The organism is Streptomyces longhuiensis, assembly GCF_020616555.1.
GTDB classification, from domain to species: Bacteria; Actinomycetota; Actinomycetes; order Streptomycetales; family Streptomycetaceae; genus Streptomyces; species Streptomyces longhuiensis.
In genome coordinates, this window is record NZ_CP085173.1 from 3444132 (window position 1) to 3464806 (window position 20675).

The 20675-nt window shown below is 72.2% G+C and carries 17 protein-coding genes; 9 read left to right on the forward strand and 8 right to left on the reverse strand.

Annotation, left to right across the window (positions count from 1 at the left end; translation table 11 throughout):
* Position 1: 1 nt before the first annotated feature.
* Positions 2-1252, forward strand: a complete 1251-nt coding sequence (gene mmsB, locus LGI35_RS16085; RefSeq protein WP_227294515.1) for a multiple monosaccharide ABC transporter permease — start codon at positions 2-4, stop codon at positions 1250-1252.
* A 62-nt stretch (positions 1253-1314) separates the two neighbouring features.
* Here mmsB and arfA read toward each other — a convergent pair whose 3' ends face one another.
* The 6 genes from arfA to LGI35_RS16115 all read right to left on the reverse strand — a co-directional run bounded on the left by arfA (position 1315) and on the right by LGI35_RS16115 (position 7769).
* Positions 1315-2820: an arabinosylfuranosidase ArfA gene (gene arfA, locus LGI35_RS16090; RefSeq protein WP_227294516.1), complete on the reverse strand. Its 1506-nt coding sequence runs from the start codon at positions 2818-2820 to the stop codon at positions 1315-1317.
* Between the two features lie 12 nt (positions 2821-2832).
* The gene (locus tag LGI35_RS16095; RefSeq protein WP_227294517.1) at positions 2833-3702 is read right to left on the reverse strand and encodes a carbohydrate ABC transporter permease; all 870 of its coding nucleotides are present in this window, start codon (positions 3700-3702) and stop codon (positions 2833-2835) included.
* Complete coding sequence (locus LGI35_RS16100; RefSeq protein WP_227294518.1) at positions 3699-4640, reverse strand: carbohydrate ABC transporter permease; 942 nt, start codon at positions 4638-4640, stop codon at positions 3699-3701. The genes LGI35_RS16095 and LGI35_RS16100 overlap by 4 nt, the downstream gene beginning before the upstream one ends.
* A complete protein-coding gene (locus tag LGI35_RS16105) occupies positions 4637-5992 on the reverse strand; it encodes an extracellular solute-binding protein (RefSeq protein ID WP_227294519.1) in 1356 nt (451 codons plus the stop codon). Before LGI35_RS16105 ends, LGI35_RS16100 begins: the two co-directional genes overlap by 4 nt.
* 155 nt (positions 5993-6147) lie before the next feature.
* Entirely contained in the window at positions 6148-6996 is an 849-nt protein-coding gene (locus tag LGI35_RS16110; protein ID WP_227294520.1) for an SMP-30/gluconolactonase/LRE family protein, read from the reverse strand.
* Positions 6993-7769 (reverse strand): IclR family transcriptional regulator, encoded by a 777-nt coding sequence (locus LGI35_RS16115; RefSeq protein WP_227294521.1) that lies wholly within the window; start codon positions 7767-7769, stop codon positions 6993-6995. Before LGI35_RS16115 ends, LGI35_RS16110 begins: the two co-directional genes overlap by 4 nt.
* Before the next feature lie 189 nt (positions 7770-7958).
* On the opposite strand from LGI35_RS16115, the gene LGI35_RS16120 reads away from it, so the two are divergent.
* Both LGI35_RS16120 and LGI35_RS16125 read left to right on the forward strand, forming a co-directional pair.
* Positions 7959-8714 (forward strand): SDR family oxidoreductase, encoded by a 756-nt coding sequence (locus LGI35_RS16120; protein ID WP_227294522.1) that lies wholly within the window; start codon positions 7959-7961, stop codon positions 8712-8714.
* A gap of 46 nt (positions 8715-8760) precedes the next feature.
* A complete protein-coding gene (locus LGI35_RS16125; protein WP_227294523.1) occupies positions 8761-9696 on the forward strand; it encodes an RNA polymerase sigma-70 factor in 936 nt (311 codons plus the stop codon).
* A gap of 8 nt (positions 9697-9704) precedes the next feature.
* Here the strand turns inward: LGI35_RS16125 and LGI35_RS16130 are convergent, their stop codons facing one another.
* Both LGI35_RS16130 and LGI35_RS16135 read right to left on the reverse strand, forming a co-directional pair.
* Positions 9705-10997 (reverse strand): PucR-like N-terminal domain-containing protein, encoded by a 1293-nt coding sequence (locus LGI35_RS16130; protein ID WP_227294524.1) that lies wholly within the window; start codon positions 10995-10997, stop codon positions 9705-9707.
* A gap of 3 nt (positions 10998-11000) precedes the next feature.
* Positions 11001-11153, reverse strand: coding sequence for a hypothetical protein (locus tag LGI35_RS16135; protein ID WP_165914430.1), 153 nt, complete (start codon positions 11151-11153; stop codon positions 11001-11003).
* 188 nt (positions 11154-11341) lie between these two features.
* Between LGI35_RS16135 and pgfA the strand changes: the two genes are divergently transcribed.
* The 6 genes from pgfA to LGI35_RS16165 all read left to right on the forward strand — a co-directional run bounded on the left by pgfA (position 11342) and on the right by LGI35_RS16165 (position 20672).
* Complete coding sequence (gene pgfA, locus LGI35_RS16140) at positions 11342-12352, forward strand: cell envelope lipid trafficking protein PgfA (protein ID WP_227294525.1); 1011 nt, start codon at positions 11342-11344, stop codon at positions 12350-12352.
* 275 nt (positions 12353-12627) lie between these two features.
* Positions 12628-13779 (forward strand): glycosyltransferase family 4 protein, encoded by a 1152-nt coding sequence (locus LGI35_RS16145; RefSeq protein ID WP_227294526.1) that lies wholly within the window; start codon positions 12628-12630, stop codon positions 13777-13779.
* Entirely contained in the window at positions 13776-14525 is a 750-nt protein-coding gene (locus LGI35_RS16150) for a class I SAM-dependent methyltransferase (RefSeq protein WP_227294527.1), read from the forward strand. The genes LGI35_RS16145 and LGI35_RS16150 overlap by 4 nt, the downstream gene beginning before the upstream one ends.
* Positions 14522-18649, forward strand: a complete 4128-nt coding sequence (locus tag LGI35_RS16155; protein ID WP_227294528.1) for an alpha-(1->3)-arabinofuranosyltransferase — start codon at positions 14522-14524, stop codon at positions 18647-18649. Before LGI35_RS16150 ends, LGI35_RS16155 begins: the two co-directional genes overlap by 4 nt.
* Positions 18646-19944, forward strand: a complete 1299-nt coding sequence (locus LGI35_RS16160) for a condensation protein (RefSeq protein WP_227294529.1) — start codon at positions 18646-18648, stop codon at positions 19942-19944. The genes LGI35_RS16155 and LGI35_RS16160 overlap by 4 nt, the downstream gene beginning before the upstream one ends.
* Positions 19941-20672, forward strand: coding sequence for a class I SAM-dependent methyltransferase (locus tag LGI35_RS16165; RefSeq protein ID WP_227294530.1), 732 nt, complete (start codon positions 19941-19943; stop codon positions 20670-20672). The genes LGI35_RS16160 and LGI35_RS16165 overlap by 4 nt, the downstream gene beginning before the upstream one ends.
* The last annotated feature ends 3 nt before the right edge of the window (positions 20673-20675 follow it).

The window sequence follows — 20675 nt, forward strand, 5'->3', positions numbered from 1 at the left end:
GATGAGCACGAACCTGAAGGCCGGGCCACCGGCCGGCGCCGCGGCCCCGAACGAGTCCGGAGACACCGGGCACGCGGCCGGTCTCGGCCGGCTGATCATCGACGGCATGCGCCGCAACATGCGGCAGTACGGGATGCTCTTCGCCCTCGGCCTGATCGTGATCCTTTTCGAGGTCTGGACGGGCGGCGACCTGCTGCTGCCGCGCAACGTCTCGAACCTGGTGCTGCAGAACAGCTACATCCTGATCCTGGCGATCGGCATGATGATCGTCATCATCGCGGGCCACATCGACCTGTCGGTCGGCTCCATCACCGCGTTCACGGGGGCGCTCGCCGCGGTGCTCATGGTCACGCACCACTGGTCGTGGCCGGTGGCCGCGATCGCGGTCCTCGCCGTCGGCGCGGTCGCCGGGGCCATGCAGGGCTTCTTCATCGCCTACCTCGGCATACCGTCGTTCATCGTGACCCTGGCGGGCATGCTGCTCTTCCGCGGACTGACGGAGATCTTCCTCAAGGGGCAGACGCTCGGCCCGTTCCCCGAAGGACTGCAGAAGGTCGCCAACGGCTTCCTGCCCGAGGTCGGCCCCGACACGAACTACCACAACCTCACCCTGCTCCTCGGCCTCGGACTCATCGCCCTCGTCGTGTGGCAGGAGGTGCGCGACCGCAAGCGCCAGCAGGAGTACGCGCTCGACGTACTGCCCGCGAAGCTGTTCGCGCTGAAGCTCACCGCGCTGGTCGCCGCCGTCCTCGTCTTCACCCTGCTGCTCGCCAGCTACAAGGGCGCGCCCGTGGTACTGATCGTCCTGGCCGTGCTCCTCGTCGCCTTCGGCTACGTGATGCGCAACGCGGTGATCGGCCGCCATGTGTACGCGATCGGCGGCAACCTGCCGGCGGCGAAGCTCTCCGGCGTCCGGGACAAGAAGGTCACCTTCGCTGTCTTCCTCAATATGGGGATGCTGGCGGCGCTCGCGGGCCTGGTCTTCGCGGCCCGCTTCAACGCCGCGTCGCCGAAGGCGGGCGTCAACTTCGAACTCGAGGCGATCGCCGCCTCGTTCATCGGCGGCGCGTCGATGAGCGGCGGCGTCGGCACGGTGCTCGGCGCGATCATCGGCGGCACCGTCCTCGGCGTCCTGAACAACGGCATGAACCTCGTCGGCGTCGGCACCGACTGGCAGCAGGTCATCAAGGGCCTGGTCCTGCTCGCGGCGGTGGGCTTCGACGTGTGGAACAAGCGCAAGGTCGGTTCGTAGATCCATCCGCGCACGCAAGAGCGGGCCGGTCCACGGGGGGCCGGCCCGCTTTCGCGTGCGTGTCAGGCCAGCCTGATCACGTTCCAGGACAGGGGCTCCAGGGTGGCCGTGAGGGTGCCCTCCGCCAGGACCGTGCCGGTGACCGGGTGCGGGGTGACGCGCTCCGGCTCCGTACGGGTGTTGCGGGCCTCCGGGTCGGCGTCGGCGAGGGCACTGTGCTCGACGACCGACGTCAGGTCGAGACCGTTCAGGGCCACTTCGAGGGGCAGGGCCTCGCTCTGGCCGCGGTTGACCGCGAAGACCGTGACCGTGCCGTCCTTTGCGCGCACCGCCGTCGCGTGCAGCAGGTCCGCGGTGCCGTGGCGCTTCGTGTCGTACGTCGGTCCAGACACGCGGACGTCGAGGACCTCGCCGCGCCCGTACCGCGACGCCGCCGCGAACGGGAAGAACGTCGTCTGCCGCCAGGCCGGGCCGCCGGGCTCCGTCATGATCGGCGCGATGACGTTCACGAGCTGGGCGAGGCAGGCGACGGTGACGCGGTCCGCGTGGCGCAGGAGCGCGATGAGCAGCGAGCCGAAGACCACGGCGTCGGTGACGGAATAGACGTCCTCCAGGAGCCGGGGCGCCTCGGGCCAGTCGAGCGCCGAGACCTCGGCCTCGGTCCGGGACATGTACCAGACGTTCCACTCGTCGAAGGAGAGGTTGATCTTCTTCTGCGACTTGAGGCGCGCGCCCACGTGGTCGCAGGTCGCCACGACGTTCTCGATGAACGACTCCATGTCGACGGCGGAGGCCAGGAACGAGTCGCGGTCGCCGTCGTGCTCCTCGTAATAGGCGTGCAGCGAGATGTGGTCGACGAGGTCGTACGTCTCCGCGAGGACGGTCGCCTCCCACTCGGCGAAGGTCTCCATGCCCTGTCCCGACGAGCCGCACGCGACGAGCTGGACCCCGGGATCGATCTGGCGCATGGCGCGCGCGGTCTCGGCGGCCAGCCTGCCGTACTCCTGCGCGGTCTTGTGCCCGGTCTGCCAGGGCCCGTCCATCTCGTTGCCCAGGCACCAGAGCCTGATGCCGAAGGGGTCCTTGTCGCCGTGGGCGATGCGGCGGTCCGACAGCTCCGTGCCCGCCGGGTGATTGGCGTACTCCTGGAGTTCGAGGGCCTCGGCGACACCTCGGGTGCCGAGGTTCACGGCCATCATGGGTTCGGCCTGGGGGCCGATCTTCTTCAGGAACGCGATGTACTCGGACAGGCCGAAACGGTTCGTCTCCGTGGAGCGCCAGGCGAGGTCGAGGCGGCGGGGCCGCTCGTCCACCGGGCCCACCGAGTCCTCCCACTTGTAGCCGGAGACGAAGTTGCCGCCGGGGTAGCGGATCGCGGTGACGCCGAGCTCGCGGACGAGCGCCAGGACGTCGGTGCGCAGGCCCGCCTCGTCGGCGGCCGGGTGACCGGGCTCGTGGATCCCGGTGTAGACACAGCGGCCGAGGTGCTCGACGAAGGACCCGAACAGGCGTGGGTCCACCTCACCGACGGTGAAGGCGGGGTCGAGGGTGAAGCGTGCGGTGTGCATGGGTTCCTTCCCTTACTGGCCGGCCAGGCCCGTGTGGGCCACGCCGCTGACGATCTGGCGCTGGAAGAAGACGAAGACGACGATCAGGGGAAGGCCCGCCATGAGGCCGCCGGCCATCAGCTGGGCCCACTGGATGCCGTACGAGTTCATGACGGTCGCGATGCCGTTCGGCATGGTCATCAGGTCGGGGTTGTTGGTGACCATGTACGGCCACAGGAAGTTGTTCCACGACGCGATGAAGGTGAAGATGCCCACCGCCGCGAGCGAGGGCCGGGCGAGCGGCACGACGACGGTGAAGAAGACCCGCCAGCGTCCGGCGCCGTCGATGAACGCGGCCTCCTCCAGTTCCTTGGGGATGCCCTGGAAGAACTTGTAGAGGATGTAGACCATCGCGGCCGGCGCGCACTGCGGCAGGATCATGCCCCAGTAGGTGTCGACCATCCCCATCTGCTGGACGGTGGTGAACAGGGGCACGCCGAGGACCGCCGGGGAGACCATGAGTCCGGCCATGACGACGCCCATCAGGACGTTCCTGCCGCGGAACTCGGTACGGGCGAATCCGTAGCCGGCGAGCGCGCTCACCGTCAGGACGATCGAGGTCACACAGACCGACACCACAAGGGAGTTGACGAACCAGTCGGTGATGTTGCCGGTCTCGAAGAGCGCCTTCCAGGCCTGGCCGGTCCACTCCTTCGGCAGCCAGTGCGGCGGCACCTCGACGGCCTCGGTCTCCGACTTCAGCGAGGTGAACAGGGCCCAGGCGAGCGGCGCCAGGAAGACGGCGGAGACGGCGACGCCGAGGAGGGTGAGCACGATCTGACTGGGCGTCCAGGCCTTGCGCGTACGGGACTTGATGCGTATCTGCGCGGCGTCGGTGGTCATCGCGCGCCCTCCTCACGGTTGCGCAGCAGCCACATCCGCGCGAGAGCGACGGCCGCGATGATCACGAAGAAGATGATGGAGATGGCGGAGGCGTAGCCCACGCGGTAGCTGGTGAAGCCCTCTTCCAGGGTGTACTGGACGAAGGAGCGTGTGCTGTTCTCCGGCCCCGGGCCGAAGTCCATCATCACGACGGACTGGTCGAAGAGCTGCAGCGAGGCAAGGATCTGCAGCGCGACGACCAGACCCGTGATGTTGCGCAGCATCGGCAGCGTGATGTGGACCATGCGGTGCCAGGCGTTCGCGCCGTCCAGCTTCGCGGCCTCGTAGAGGTGGCCGGGGATGCCCTGGAGCGCGGCCAGATAGAGCAGGAACGCGAACCCGACCGTCCACCACAGCGTCTCGATGACGATGGCGAGCATGGCGTACGACTTGTCGGTCAGCCAGGGCGTGTCGAGGCCGAAGACGTAATTGACCATGCCCGTACCGGAGTTGAACAGCCACTGCCACAGGTTGCCCGCGACGGTGGACGGCAGCAGGAACGGCATGAAGAAGCACAGTCGCCACAGCCACTTTCCGCGCTCGATGTGGTGGGCGAGCATCGCGAGGAGGAAGGCGAGGACCGTGATGCAGGGGACGACGAGCAGCGTGAAGTAGGCGCTGCGGCCGAGCGAGTCCCACATCATCGAGTCGTGCAGGGCCTCGCGGTAGTTGTCGAGCCCGATGAAGCTCGCGGTGTCGCCGGCGATGTTGGCGTCGGTGAAGCTGAGGTAGACGCCGCGCAGCAGCGGCCAGGTCACGAACAGGACGAAGAGGAGAAGGAACGGGGCCACGAACCAGCCGCCGTGCTGGAAGCCCTGCTTGCGGCGGACGGTGGCACTGTCCGCGGCGGTTCTCGCCCGTGCCGGGGCGATGACGGTCTCAGCGCTGGTCGTCGTCATGCGACCGCACCTCCTTGTGCGGCGGTGTGCCCGTCCATCGGGTTCTTCATGGCGAGGAGCTCGGCGAGCTGCTTCCTCATGCGGGCGGCGGCCGCGGCCGGCTTGGCGGAGCCCACGGTCGAGGAGACGACGGTCGGGCCGACCTCCTGCGCGAGGATGCCGGTGGAGCCCGCGAACCACACCTTCGGCTCGTTGGCCTGGTGGTTCATGGCGCCGACGTACTCGTGCTGCGGCTCGAGCTTCCTGTACGCGGCCGTGGACAGGGTCGGTGTGTAGGCGGGGATGTGGCCGCCGGCCGCCCACTGCCGGGCGTGCTTGACGACGTACGCGGCGAGTCGGTGGGCGCCCTCGTTGGTGGCGCCGCCACGGCCGGCCTGGTGCGGCAGGACGAAGGAGTGCGACTCGGCGTGGGTGGCCTGCTTGCCGAACACGGGCGGCAGCGGGGTCGCGCCGTACTCCAGCTTCGCGCCGGAGAAGACCGGTACGGACCAGTTGCCCTCCCAGGTGAAGGGGGTGCCGTTGACGAACTGTTCGGCGCCGACGGTCCCCATGCCCGTGTTCGCGTACCCGTCGGCGACGTGCCGGCGCAGGAACTCCAGGACCTGGGTGGCCTTGTCGACGTCGAAGGTGACCTCGGTGTTGCCGGCGTTGAACCAGGTGCCGCCGAGCTGGGTGTAGAACGCGACGAAGAACCACCACTGGAAGTTCTGGTCGTTGATCCACAGACCGATGGTCTGCAGTCCCTTCCTGGTGACCTTCTTGGCCTCCTTCAGCATGCCGAACCACTCGTCGACCGACGTGACCGGGACGAGCTTGCCGTCGTCGCCGATCAGGCCCGTCTTCTTCAGGACGTCCTTGCGGTAGAAGCAGAGCTGGACGTGGATGTCGAGCGGGAGGGCGTAGAGCTTGCCGTCGATGACGGCGCGCTTCCACAGCTTGGGGTTGAAGTCCGCTTCCCTCACGCCGTACTTGGCGAGCAGGTCCATGTCCCAGGGGTCCAGGAGACGGCCCGGCGAGAAGCCGGTGACACGGCCCAGGTGCATGACGCCGAGGTCGGGCGCGCGGTTGCCCGCGGCCGCCATGGCGAGCTTGGTGTAGAAGGGGTTGCCCCACTGGAGGGTCGAGTCCTTCACGTCGATGCCGGGGTTCGCCTTACGGAAGGCGTCCAGCATCGCGATCATGTTGTAGCCGTCGCCGCCACTGAAGAGGTTCCAGTAGCGCACACGGGTGTCCGCGCCGGAGGCGAGCGCGTCGGCGCCGGTACCGAGCGCCGCGAAGCCGATGCTGCCCGCCACGGTCAACCCGCCTATTCCGGCGAGGAGTTGCCTGCGGTTCAGGCCAGGTCGTCCCATTCCCTGCCCTTACTGTTCGATATATCGAATGATGCTCGTAACTTCGAACGGGACCGTAGGTTCGGGACGTGGCGACGTCAATGGGTTGCGCAACACAAAGGTGCGGGACCCCCACCCGCGTGGGGGTCCCGCACCTGTCGGCACTCGCTCCGGGCTCAGCCCTCGAACGCGGGTTGCGCCAGCCCATGGCCCAGGTCACGCAGGACGAGCAGCGAACCGGCGTACGGCGACGGGGCGTCGAGGCCGACGCGGGCCGACGTGACGTACAGGTCGGTGAGGTCCGCGCCGCCGAAGGCGCACGCGGTGGGGCGCTTCACGGGCAGCTCCACGACGCGGTCGAGCGCGCCGGACGGGGTGTAGCGGCGCAGCGCCGAGCCGTCCCAGAGGGCGACCCACACGCACCCGTCGGCGTCGACGGTCAGCCCGTCGGGGTGACCCGCGCCCTCCTCGACGACCGCGAACTCCCGGCGTCGCACGGCCTGTCGGCCATCGAAGTCGAAGACGTCGATGCGCCGCGTCGGGGTGTCGACGTAGTACATGAGCGAGCCGTCAGGACTCCAGCCGGTGCCGTTGCTGACCGTGACGTCGTCGAGGATCTCGGTGGCGGTCCCGTCGGCGGCGATCCGCACGAGGTTGCCGCCGCCCGGCGACTCGTCGTACGCCATGCTGCCCGCCCAGAGCGAGCCGTCCGGGGCGATCGCCGCGTCGTTGCCGCGCCGGCCGGGCACGGGGTCGCGGTGCAGCCACCGGAAGTCGGTGCCGCCGGGGCCGTACAGACCGATGCCGTCACGGAGGTTGACGACGAGTCCCGCGCCGCCGGCCCGGGGCTTGGCCGCGCCGACGTGCTGCTCGGTGGCCATGACCGTGCGGCGCCCGGTCGCGGGGTCGTACGTGTGGACCCGGCTGCCGAGGATGTCGACCCAGATCAGCCGGCCGGCCTCCGCGTCCCAGGTGGGGCCCTCCCCGAGCGTGGCCTCCGCGCGGACGGCCACCTCCGGCCTCATCGGCCGGCCCCCCGGTACCCGAGCCGCTCCGAGAGGTCGGCGGCGCCCTTCACGGCGAGCTGCGTCAGCTCTTCCTCGCGGGGCGCGCTCCAGCGGATCATCGGCACCGACACGGAGAGCGCGGCGACGACCCGTCCGGAGCGGTCGCGCACGGGGGCGGCGACACAGCTGACGTCCGGGTTGGACTCGCGGCTCTCGACGGCGACGCCGCGCTCCCGGATGCCGGCGAGGGCCTCGCGCAGGAGGGCCGGGTCGGTGATGCTGTTCTCCGTCATCGCCGCCAGCTCGGCGTCGTCGGGGACGCGGGCCGCCAGTTCGGGCTGCGGCAGCGAGGCGAGGAGCATCTTTCCGACGGACGTGCAGTGCGCGGGCAGCCGGCGCCCCGCGGCGGAGACCATCCGCACGGCGTGGGTGCTGTCGACCTTCGCGATGTAGATGACGTCGGTGTCCTCGAGGATCGCCACGTGCACGGTCTCGTCGCAGGTCTCGGCGACCTCGCGGGCGACCTGCTGGCCCTCGGCGGCGAGGTCGAGCTGCTCCGCGTACCGGCTGCCGAGCTGGTACGGGCGCACGCCCAGGCGGTAGCGGCCGGGCTCGCCCGGGACGGTCACGAGGTAGGAGCGGGCGGTCAGCGTCGTCACCAGCTCGTGCACGGTGGTGCGCGGCAGTTGGAGCTTGCGGACGATGTCCGGGGCGGACAGAGTGCCATCCCCGTCCAGGAACAGCTCGAGTATGTCGAGAGCCCGGGTCACGGCGGGTACGAGACGCCCCACGGCCGGCCCCCTCTCTGATGTTCGAAATTTCAACAGTCGGTCGGTATCACGAACATAGGCTACTCACAGCCGTGTTGAGCGGGCAATGGGCCCGCAAGCGCCTCCGCGAACCGGGCCGCAGCGTTGTGACGACGCTCACATGCCCCGCACGCGTGTCACAGCCGAGGGGGCCCGATCGTCTCAGGGGGCATGACGAACACGGAGCACACCTCGGAGCAGATCTCGGTACTCATCACCGGAGCCAACAAGGGACTGGGCCTGGAGACCGCCCGGCGGCTCGGGGAACTGGGCTGGACGGTCTTCCTCGGCTCGCGCGACGAGGGCCGCGGGCGGGCGGCCGCCGACAAGCTGGCCGCCGGCGGCGCGAACGTCGTGACGGTCCCGCTGGACGTGACATCGGACGAGTCGGTGGCCGCGGCCGTACGGCTCGTCCGCGAGCACACCGACCGGCTGGACGTCCTCGTCAACAACGCCGGAGCGCCGGGGAAGGGGACCGCGCCGGCGGACGCGACGGCCGACGACATCCATGCCGTCTACGACACCAATGTGTACGGACCGATCAGGGTCACGCAGGCGTTCCTCCCCCTGCTCCAGGCGGCGGGGAACCCGCGGGTGGTGATGGTGTCGAGCGCCGGCGGTTCCTTCGCGACCGTGACCGACCCGGACCAGCCCTTCTCGAAGATCCACGAGCTCGGCTACAGCTCGTCGAAGGCGGCGCTGAACATGCTCACCGTCCGGTACGCGCAGGCGCTCCCGGCGATCAAGTTCAACGCCGTCACCCCCGGCGAAGTCGCCAACCGCACGTTCGCCGCCACCGACATGAACGGTCACACCGGCACACTGACCGTGACCGAGGGCACCGACTCGATCGTCCGGCTCGCGCTGCTCGACGCCGACGGGCCGACCGGAACCTTCACCGACCGCCTCGGTCCCGTCGCATGGTGATGATCTACGGGTGCGGGCTGTCCGCCGAGGACGGGGAGGAACTTGCGTGAGACGGGTCGAGGAGTTCGAGGAGTTCGAGGAGCTGCGGCCGCTGCTGTTCTCGATCGCCTACCGGATATTGGGCAGCGTGAGCGAGGCCGAGGACGCGGTGCAGGAGACGTGGCTGCGCTTCGCGGCGTCCACGACACAGCCCCGGTCGGCCAAGGCGTTCCTGTCGGCCACCGTCACCCGGATCTCGATCGACGTGCTGGGCTCGGCCCGCGTGCGGCGGGAGGCCTACGTCGGGCCGTGGTTCCCCGAGCCGCTCCTGTCCGACCCCTATGAGGATCCGGCGCGCTCGGCGGAGCTGGCCGACTCGGTGTCCATGGCGGCCCTGCTGCTCCTGGAGCGGCTCAGCCCGCTGGAGCGGGCGGTGTTCGTGCTGCGCGAGGTGTTCGCGTTCGGCTTCCCGGAGATCGCCGCGGCCGTGGACCGCTCGGAGGCCGCGTGCCGTCAGCTCGCGGTGCGGGCGCGGCGCCACATGGACGCGGGCCGCCCCCGGTTCGAGGCGGACCGCCAGGAGCGGGAGCAACTGGCGGCGCGGTTCTTCGACGCGCTGCGGGTGGGCGACGTCGACGGCCTGCAAGAGCTGCTCGCCGCCGATGTGTCCCTCGTCGGCGACGGCGGCGGCAACGCCCCGCAGCTCGCCAGGCCCGTCGCGGGCGCGAGCAACGTGGCCCGGCTGCTGGCTTCGGTCTTCCCCGTGATGTTCCGGATCGACGTGACGTCCGAGCCGCACGAGATGAACGGTCAGCCGGGCGCGATCCTGCGCGACCGGGACGGCAGGGTCCTCAACACCGTCACCCTCGACGTGCTCGACGGGCAGATCCAGACGATCCGCCTGGTGATCAACCCCGACAAGCTCGGGCACCTGGGCCCGGTGTCGGACCCGTGGGCGGTCGACCGCGAGGTGCGGCAGGCCCGCAGCCGGCGGAAGGACTGACGGGCCGGTCACGGCCCGCCGCGCAGATCCCTCAACCGCCGCGCCCGCAGCACCAGTTCGAGCTCGAAGCGGCGGTCCGGGTCGTCGATCTCGTCGCCCCACAGCTCGCGGATCTGGCGCAGCCGGTAGCGGACGGTCTGCGGGTGGACGCCGAGCCGGGCGGCCACCTCGGGTGCGCCGCCGCGCGTCTCCAGCCAGGCGAGGAGGGTGTCGGCCATGCGCCGGGCGTGGGTGGGGCCGCAGTGGGCGAGGGGCGCGAGCGCGCGGCGCGACAGGTCGTCGATGAGTTCCTCGGGCTGGAGCAGCACAAGGGCCTGGGTGTGTTCGGTGCAGTGGAGCACCTCGCCCGCCGGGAGCAGCCCGCGCTCCACGAGCCGGACCGCGGCCTCCGCCCAGCGCAGGGACTTCGCCGCGTCGGGCAGCGGCACGGGCGGGCCGATCGCGCCGGACCAGCCGGCCATGGCGCGGCGCAGGAGTTCGGGGCGGCCCGCCGCGTCGGGGTCGGGCACGACCATGCGGGGCTGCTCGGTCTCCATGTCGAGGAGCACGCCCTGTCCGACGGCGGGCGCGACGGCCTCGCGCGCGGGGCGCAGGAGCACGCCGACGGAGACCCGGCAGGGCAGGGTCCAGCCGATCCGCGCGGCCCGTTCGGCGAGGGCCCGCGCGGGGTCGGGCGGGGCGGTGCCGCCGCGTTCGGGATGGCCGGTGTGCTCGGTCTGCTCGGTGAGCAGCAGGTCGATGAGTTTGCGCTGGAGGCGCAGGCGTTCGCCGGCCTGCCGGGCGGCGGCCTCGGCGTAGCCGCGTACGGACTGGTCGACGAGTCCGTCGAGGTACTCGAAGCCCGACTCGGCGAGTTCGTACATGGCGGGTGGCGGGATGAGGGCCCGCTGGCCGAGTTCGGCGAGGCGGCGCCAGGCCAGGCGTACGCCGAGCCGGTACATGGCCTGGAGGGAGTCGAGGCTGCGGCCGTGCAGGCTCTGGCCGCGGCCGAACTCCTGGAAGACCGCCGGGTGGGAGCGCGGCCGGTCCTCCGCGTCGGCGAGCTGGAGCTGCACGAAGCCCTCGATGGCTCTGCGGATGCCGACGAGCGCCATGGGCTCGCCGGACTCGTCGAGCACAAGGGGTAAGTGGGGGTATTCGCGGCGGATCTCCCGAAGGATGTCCTCCGCGAGGGCGGGCGCCTCGGCCATGGCGAGCCCGGCGAACCGTTTCACCTGGAGCCGGGGCACATCGCGCCAGGCCGAGCGCTCGGGCCGCACGCCGCTGTGGGCGGCGGGGCCGCCGACGGGAACGGGGGGCACCCCTCAGCGCTCCCGGCCGGCCGTCTCGTACGTCACGAGCGGCACGTTCGGCTGGTCCGGGGTGGCGTTCAGGAGGGCGACGACGCCCAGGGAGGCGCCGAGGGCGAGCACGGCACCTGCCGCGACGGTCAGGGCGGCGGCCAGCAGTCGGTTCATCGCAGGGTCAGCCTCTCGTTCTGGAGGTCGAATCCCCACCCGTGCGCAGCGCGTGCCGGGCCCCGTTCCGGCAAGTGCCCAGTCTCTGCAATGCATTGACACTCCGTCAAGGGTGCGCCTACGGTTCCCGGCCCAAAGCCGCGTTGCGCCCGCACCAGACCTCCCTCCCCCACCCCCAGGAGTGCCGGATGCGTCGGACAGTCTCACCTTTCTCCCTGCTCACGCTGGGTCTCGGCGCGTTCCTGCTCGCCCTGGCCCCGCTGCTCGCGTGGTACGTCGAGCCACGCGCCGAACGCACCCCCGTCGACGTCGACACGACGACCGTGTTCACCGGAACCGGAAGCTACTTCGACACCGGCGCGGTGAAGACCGTGCACGACAGGAGGATCACCGTCACGCGCCAGGTGCGCGGTGACGTCGCCGCGTCCGAGAAGAGCGGCCGGGCGGTGTGGGACGTGTCCACGTCCGTCGACACCGACGCGTCGCTGCCCGCGGCGGACCCGCACGACGCGCTCCAGTGGACCCTGGAGCGCTGGGTCACCGACCGCAGGACCAACGCTCCGGTGCACTGCTGCGGTGAGCAGCCGTCCTTCGAGGGCGAGGCCTACCTCAAGTTCCCCTTCGACGTGCAGAAGCGCGCCTACCGCTGGTGGGACAACACGCTCGGCGCGACGGTCACGCTCTCCTACCGGGGCACGAAGAGGGTCCAGGGGTACGAGGGCTACCGCTTCACCGGCACCGTCCCCGCCACGAGGACCGGGTCGCGTCTGGTGCCCGGGACGATCGTGGGACAGCCGAAGCGGAATCAGGTGCTCGCCGAGGAGTGGTACGCGAACCACGGCATCGAACTGGTCGCCGATCCCAGGACGGGCCGGATCGTCTACGCGGCGATCGGCCCGCGCAAGACGCTGCGCGCCCCCGGTTCGGCGAAGGACGCGGTGGTGCTCCTGGACAGCGAGCGCATCGCGTTCACCCCGGCCACCCAGCGGCAGCAGGTCGCTCTCGCCGACGACGACAGCGGCCGGCTCCACCTCCTCGGCACCACGCTCCCGCTCGGGGCGGGCGCGGCCGGCCTGGTGCTCGCGGCACTGGGTGCCGTGTTCGTCGTACGGGGCAGGGGCGGACGGGGCGGTACGGACAGGAGCGGACCGTCGAATCCCGATTCGTCCCCAACAGTGCTGGAACCCTCCACGATGTGATGAGACGTCAGCTCCGGAAAGCTGAGAATTTGTCACCTCGGTGAGTAGCCGCATCGAACAGCTCGGCGAAAACTGTCCCACCCCACCCCCCGCACAGTTCGTGCACGGCCCCCGCACAGCCCCGGCACAGCTCCTTCGTGACCGCCGCCCCGGCACCCCGTTCCGCAGCCTGAGCCAGTCCCCGTGAAGGCGTCCGCAAAGGCGTCGTCCCCGAACGCTCCGCGCACACGTCCCCCCACACACAGTTCCGCACCCCGAGACGAGTTGGAGCACCCATGCCCCAGCACGTGCCCACCCCCCTGCGCACGCCCCACCCGGGCGACGCACGTCCCCACCCCGCACTTCCCCCACCGCCGCGCCGGATCGTCTTCCTCGCCCACCGCGACCTCGGCAACCCGGCCGCGGGCGGCTCCGAACTCCTCGTCGACCGGCTGGCCTACGGGCTGACCCGCCTGGGCCACGAGGTGACGCTGCTGTGCGGCGGGCCCGCCGCGTTCCGCGACTACCGCGTCGTGTCGGCCGGTGGCGACCTCGGCCACTACCTGCGGGCGCGCTCCGCGTTCGCCCGCCAGGTCGGCGACTGCGACCTGCTCGTGGAGGTGTGCAACGGCATGCCGTATCTGGCGCCGCTGTGGCACCGCGGCCCGACGCTGCGCCTGGTCAACCACGTCCACACCGATCTGTGGCGCATGCGCTTCGGCGGGCCGCTCGCGCCGGCCGCGCGGCTCGGGCGACGACTGGAGCACTGGGCGCTGTCCGGTGCCGAGCGCCGCGGTCTGCTGGTGGCCGTCTCGCCGTCGACGGCCACCGCGCTGCGGGCGCTCGGCATCGAACGCGAACGCATCCGCGTCGTCCACAACGGCGTCGAGGAGCCGGGCCCGCGCGCGGACCGCTCCCGTGAACCGCTCTTCCTCGCGATGGGCCGGCTCGTCGAGTACAAACGGATCGATCTGCTGCTGCGCCTGTGGGAGCGGGTGCGGCCGGTCACCGGCGGCCGGCTCCTCATCGTCGGCGACGGACCCGAGCGGGAACGGCTGGAACAACTCGCGGGCCCCGGCGTCCAGTTCATGGGCCATGTCTCCGAGGCCGAGAAGAACCGGCTGCTGTGCGAGGCGTGGCTGCTCCTGCACCCCTCCGCCGTGGAGGGGTGGGGTCTGGTCGTCACGGAGGCGGCGGCGCGCGGGACCCCGGCGATCGGTTTCGACGTGCCGGGTCTGCGCGACTCCGTCGAGGACGGCGTCACGGGTCTGCTCGCACGCGGTGAGTCGTCGTTCGCGGCGGCCTGGTGCGCCCTGGCCCTGTCCGGGCAGCGGCGCCGGCTGATGGGCAAGGCCGCCGAGGAGCGCGCCGCGACCTTCCGCTGGGCCCACACGGTGCGGCAGTTCAGAGCCGTGGCCGCCGAGGCGGTGAGGAGTCCCGCGTCATGACGCACTCGACACGCACGTCCCCGCCCGACCCGTCGCTACGCCGCTCGCTCGCCCTGTTCCGCGCCTTCCTGCGCGAACAGCAGGACCCCGAGGCCTGCTACTCCCTGCTGGCCCGCGACGCCGCCGACCAGGTCGAGGCGGTCTGCGGGGGCGTGGCGGGGAAGGTCGTCGTCGATGTGGGCGGCGGGTCCGGCCACTTCACGCGGGAGTTCCGGCGGCGCGGCGCGCACGGCTTCCTCTTCGAGCCCGACGCGCGGGAGCTGGGCGCGCGGCCGGGCGCGCCCGCTGTCGTGGCGGACGGCTATCTGCTGCCGCTCGCGGAGGGCGCCGCCGATGTCACGTTCTCCTCGAACGTCCTGGAGCACGTGGACGACCCGCAGACCTTCCTCAGCGAGCTGGTCCGGGTGACGCGGCCCGGCGGGATCGTCTATCTCTCGTTCACCAACTGGCTCTCCCCGTGGGGTGGTCACGAGTGGGCGCCCTGGCACTACCTGGGCGCAGACCGGGCCCGCGCCCGCTACCAGCGGCGTACGGGCAGGCCGCCCAAGCACACGCTCGGCGAGAACCTCTTCGCGCATCACATCGGCCCGACGCTGCGCCAGGTCAGGGCCCGTGACGACATCACCGTCGTCTCCGCGCGCTCCCGCTACTGGCCGTTCCTCGCGGCGACCGTCGCGAAGGTGCCGGGGGTGCGCGAGTTCGCCACCTGGAACCTCCTCCTCATCCTCCGGCGGTGTTCCCCATGACGAGCACGGTCCAGGCGCCGCCCCCGGCGGCGGCCCGCCCCGCCCCCTCCCGGCCAGGACACGGGCGGGGGCCGCGCTCGCGGCGCTGGCTGCTGGCCTTCTGGGCGACGCTGTTCGTGCTGTTCGTGGCGGTGTCGCCCGGGCGCATGACGTTCGACACGAAGCTGGGTGTCGCGCTCGACCCGTGGAAGTTCCTCACGGACCTGGGCGACCTGTGGCACGACCGGGCGGGCTTCGGTGGGATCTTCGACCAGTACGTGGGCTACTCGTTCCCGATGCTGCCCTACTACGGGCTCGCGCGGCTGACGCATCTGCCGGTGTGGCTGGCCGAGCGGCTGTGGCTGTCGATCATCGTGACGGTGGCGTTCTGGGGCGCCCTGCGCCTCGCGGAGCGCCTGCGGATCGGCAGCCCGCGGACCCGGCTGCTCGGCGCGGTGGCGTACGCGCTGTGGCCGGCATTCACGATCGTCGTCGGCTCGACGTCGGCGGCCGCCCTGCCGGGCGCGTTCCTGCCGTGGGTGCTGCTGCCGCTCACGAACGACCGCACGAGCGCGCGCGTCGCGGCGACGCGCTCGGCGCTCCTCATCCCGTTCATGGGCGGGGTGAACGCGGCGGCCACCCTCGCCTCCCTCCTCCCGGTGGGCCTCTATCTCCTCTCCCGCCCGCCGGGCCCGCGCCGCCGCAAGCTGATCGCGTGGTGGACCCCGTCGGTGATCCTCGCGACGGCCTGGTGGATCCTTCCGCTGCTCCTCCTGGGCATCTACGGCGAGAACTTCCTTCCGTACGTGGAGACTTCACAGACCACGACGGGCACCATGTCGGCCACCGAGTCCCTGCGCGGCGCCGGGAACTGGGTGGCGTACCTGCACTTCGGCGAGGCCTGGCTGCCGGCGGGCTGGACGGTCGCGACGGCGGCCGTGACCGTCGTCGGCTCGGCGCTCGCGGCGGCCTTCGGGCTCGCGGGGCTCGCCCGCCGCGATCTGCCGGAACGCCGCTGGCTCGTCCTGACGGTCCTCACGGTCGCGCTGATCACCCTCGCGGGCTACGGCGGCGCGCTCGGCGCACCCTTCCACTCCACGGTGCAGTCCTGGCTGAACGGCGGCCTCGTCCCGTTCCGCAACATCTACAAGTTCCAGACAGGACTCGGGCTCGCCCTGGCCTTCGGGCTGATGCATGTGACGGCGGTCGCGGCCGAGCCGCGCGGCGCCCGCCCCCTGCGCCACCGCCGGTACGCGCCGCTCCTGGCGGCGGTGCTGATCCTGCCGGGTCTCGCCTGGCCGTACCTCAACGGCTCGATCCTGCAACCGGGTTCGTTCCGCTCCCTGCCCGCGTACTGGGACACGACGGCGCACTGGCTGAAGAAGCACTCGCCCGACTCGCGCGCCCTCGTCGTGCCCGCCACCGCGCACGGCATCTACACCTGGGGCTCCCCCATCGACCAGCCCCTCGACGTCCTCGCCGACTCGCGCTGGGCGCAGCGCGACTACGTCCCGTTCGGCACGCCCGGCAACCGCCGCGCCCTCGACGCCGTCGAGCAGGCCCTGACCACCGGCGGTGAAGTCCCCGGCCTGCAGGACTACTTGAGCCGGGCCGGCCTGCACTTCGTCGTCGTTCGCAATGACCTCGACCCCGACCAGCTGGGCTACGTACCGACCGCGACCGTCAAGCGCACCCTGGAGGAGTCCGGGTACCGGCGCGTCACCGGGTTCGGGCCCGTCACGACCGGTGGGCGCATCGCCGAGGGCACCCCGCTCCAGGTCGAGGGGCTCTATCCGCGCCAGCGGGCGGTGGAGATCTACGCGCCCGGCTCCGCGCGGCGCCCCGGGCAGGCCGCCCTGCTGCCGGTCTCCGGTACGGCGGAGGTCAGCGGCGGCCCCGAGTCGCTCCTGCCGCTGTCCGCCGACCCGGCGATGCGCGGCCGGCCCACCGTCCTGGCCGGCGACAACCACCCGGGCATCGGTACGCCCGCGCTGCGCACGGCCGGTGACGGCCTGCGCCGCGCCGACACCCGCTTCGGGCTGGTCGGCTCCAACACCTCGTACACGTACACGCCGACCGAGCGGAACTCCCCGGGCAGCACGCAGGACCCGGGGGCGAAGCCCCGGCAGATCCTGCCGGGCGAGGGGATCCGCCATCAGACGACCGCCGTGCTGCGCGGCGCCGCGCAGGTCACGGCGTCGTCGAGCGGGAACTGGCTGTTCCACCTGCCGCAGTACGACCCGGTGAACGCGTTCGACGGGAACCCGGACACGGCGTGGGCCGAGGGCACACCGGGCACGCCCGACGGGCAGTGGCTGCGGATCGCGTTCTCCTCGAAGACACCCGTGCCCGGCACGCTCCGGGTGACTCCCCTGCCGCAGGAGGGAGTCAGGGCCGCGCCGACCCGGATCCGCATACAGACGGAATCCGGCTCGGCCACCTCGACCCTCCAGCCGAACGGCAGGCGCCAGACCGTCAAGGCGCCCGCGGGCGTCAGCAGTTGGCTGCGGATCACCATCCTGGGCGCGCAGGCGGGACACACGGGTCTCGCGGGAGCGGGCTTCTCGGACGTCGACATCCCGGGCGTCCGGGTGACCCGGCTGCTTCGGCTGCCCCAGGACTCCACGGACGCGCAGCAGTTCAGCTTCCACACGACCGGCGAGGAGCCGAACCTCGGACGCCGGTTCACGACCGCCGACGGCGGCACGTACACCCTCAGGGCGAGCGCGCGGCCCGCTCCGGGCGACGCGTTCGACAAGCTCCTCTACGAGGTGGCGCCCGATCAGCGCCGCCGCCTCACGGCCACCGCGGACTCCACGTCCGCGCTCGGCGGCGACCTGTCGGCGCGCAATCTCACGGACGGCGACCTGACCACGGCGTGGATCGCGGGCGACCGGCCCACCATCCATCTGCGCTGGCCGGACAAGCAGCCGGTGGGAGAAGTCGTACTCGCCGCCGCGGGCGGCCTGTCCACCCGCCCCGAGAAGATCGAGATCAGCTCGCCGGACGGGGCGGCCGTGGCGGGCGTCGACGAGAACGGCGTGGCCCGCTTCGACCCGATCACCACGGACCGCCTGGACATCACCGTCACCGCGACGGCTCCCCTCACCGTCCACAACCCGGTGGCGGACGCCGATCTGCAACTGCCGGTCGGCCTGACGGAGGCGTACCTCCCGGCGCTCGACCAGTACCGCACCCCGCAGCCGTCGCCCACCCGCACGTTCAGCCTGCCGTGCGGCAAGGGCCCGGACGTCACGGTCGACGGCACACGCCACCGGACCGGCGCGAAGGGAACGGTCAGGGACCTCGTGGAGCGCCGCCCGATCGACGTGACGCTGTGCGGACAGGCCCCCGCGCCGCTGACGCTCCCCGCCGGCACCCACACCCTGGAGACACCGCAGGACAAGGGCCCCCTCCGCCTCACCGACGCCACCCTCACCCGCACCGACGCACCCTCCACCACCCCGCCCGCCGGTCGCGCCCTGCGCATCCGCGACTGGCTCGGCGACCGCAGGGAGGTGACCGTCGGCTCCGGCCCCGCCACCTATCTGACGACGTACGAGAACGTCAACGACGGCTGGAAGGCGACCCTCGACGGCAAGGAGCTGACGCCCTTGCGCCTGGACGGCTGGCAGCAGGGCTTCCTCGTCCCCCAGGGCGCGGGCGGCACCGTGAGGCTGAGCTACGAACCGGCGCGGACGTACGAGGCGGGGCTGTTCGGCGGGGCCGCGGGCGTGCTCGCGCTCGCCGGGATCGCCCTCTTCCGGCGGCGTGCCACGACCACGGATGTGACGCCGCCCGCCCCGCCACCCGGGCTGCTGCTCGGCACGGTGGCGCTCACCCTGGTCGGCGCGGTGATCGCGGGTCCGCTCGCGCTGCTCGTCCCGGCGCTCGCGCTCGTGGCGTGGCGGCGGCACGCGCTCCTCGTCCCGATCGCGTTCCTGGCGATGGCGGGCGCGGGCATCGCCGCCGCGGCGGGATCCGGGGAGCCGTCCCGGTCGTCGGTGGGCGCCTTCGGCCCGGTGGCCCAACTCCTCGCGCTGGTCGCCCTGTTCGCGGCACTGACGACCACTCGCAGGCCGGCGAGGACCCCGGCCGATCCGTCGCGGCCGCCCGGCGGCCCCTCGCAGGAAGGATCGGCATGAGCGTGCCGGCCCCCGTCGCGCCGCGGCGCGTCCCGTTCCCCGTGGTCGACGAGGTCGCCCGGCACTGTCTCCAGGACGAGGAGCCGGAGACCGTCCACATCGAGGTCCACCTGCCGGGTGCCCCGGACCCCGCCCGGCTGACGGCCGCCTTCGCCGAGGCGCTGCGCCGCCATCCGCGCATCCTGATGCGGGAGGCGGCGGGCCCCTGGTACCGGCGGCGCTACGAGTGGGAGCTGACCCGCGGACCCGATGTGGACGTGGTCACCTTCCCGCCGCCGGGACCGGACGCGCTCGAGGACGCCAGGACGCGCGCGCTGACGCACGCCCCGCCGCTGACCGCGTCGCCGCCGATCCGTCTGGAGGTGGTGCGGGAGCGGGAGGACGGTGCCGCGGTCCTCTTCCTCACCATCAACCACACCGCTCTGGACGGCCCGGCCTGCCTGCGCGTCCTCGCGACGGCGGCCGAGATCTACGGGGGCCACGACGACGCCCCCGGCTCGCCCGCGCCGCACCGGGCGCCGCATGGGGCGCCGGGGCCCGCCCTGCGCGGGCCCTCGCCGTGGACCCCGCCCGCCCGCGTCGCCCCCGGCACCCCCGACACCTCCCCCGCCGTCCCGCCCGGCAACGGCCTCCTGGTCGCGGACCTGCCCGTGCCGCACCGGCCCGCCGGCGCCCCGTACACCGTCAACGACCAGCTCATGGCCGCCACCGCCCTGATGATCACGCACTGGAACCGGGAGCGGGGCGCGCGCCCGCGCCCCCTGCGCATCACGATGCCGGTGGACGACCGGCCCCGGGGCGCGGACATGCCCATCGGCAACGGCACCCGGCTCGTCGAAGTCACCTTCGAACCAGAGGAGTTGACGGCCACCGGCATTCCGCTCCTGCTGCACCGCACCTCGGTGCGCACCCGCGCGCTCAAGGCCCTCGACCGGCCCCAGCTCGGTCACGGCGCCGCCCTCCTGACCGCTCCGCTCGCCCCGGTCGCCTGGCGTGCCGCGGTCACCCGCGGGCTGCGCAGGGCCGCCGCACCCTGGACGTCGACCACGCTGCTCAGCAACATCGGCCGCGTCCCCTACCCGCTCGACTTCGGCGACGCGGGCCGCGCCCACGCCGTCTGGTTCTCGGCCCCCGCGCGCATGCCGCGCGGCCTGACCGTGACGACCGCGTCCACGGCGGGCCGGCTGCACCTCGCCCTGCGCTGGTCGCGCACCCTGCTCGGACCGGGCGACGGCGACCGGCTGCGGGACCTGTTCGAGCACTACCTGCACGCGACGCAGGAGGCGACGCCATGACCACCACGTCCGCCCCGCCCGGGCTGCGGGACTTCTACGAGGACCCGGCGACCCCGGTCGCCTCCGGCGAACAGCGCTCCCACCGCCAGGCCCGCGCGCTCGCCGTCGCGCTCGGCCGGCCCGCGCCCGTCCCCGCCACCGTCGTCGACATCGGCTGCGGAGACGGACAGGCCGCCGCCACCGCCGCGCCGCTCCTCGCGGGCCACCGCATCGTCGGCGTCGACTGGTCGCAGGACGCCCTCAAGCGGGCCAGGGCCCGCATCCCGGACGTGGTGCGCGGTGAACTCACCGCGAGCGGGCTGCCGTTCGCGGCGGGATCCGCCGACGCCGTCCTGTTCAGCGAGGTGATCGAGCATCTCGTCGACCCCGATGCCGCGCTGGACGAGATCCGCCGGATCCTGCGCCCCGGCGGCCATCTCATGCTGTCCACGCCGAACCTCGCCGCCTGGTACAACCGCGCGCTGCTGCTCGCCGGGGTGCAGCCCGTCTTCTCCGAGGTCAGCCTGCGCGGGGTGCACGGCCGCCCGGGCAGCGAGGTCGTGGGCCATCTGCGGCTGTACACCGCCCGCGCGCTGCGCTCGTTCGTGGCGGCGGCGGGCTTCGACGTCGTACGGGTCACGGGCGCGCCCTTCCACGGGGTGCCGCGCCCGCTGCGCCCCCTGGACCGGCTCGCCTGCGCGGCGCCGTCCCTCTCCTCGATCCTCCTGCTGCACGCCAGGAAGACGTGAGCG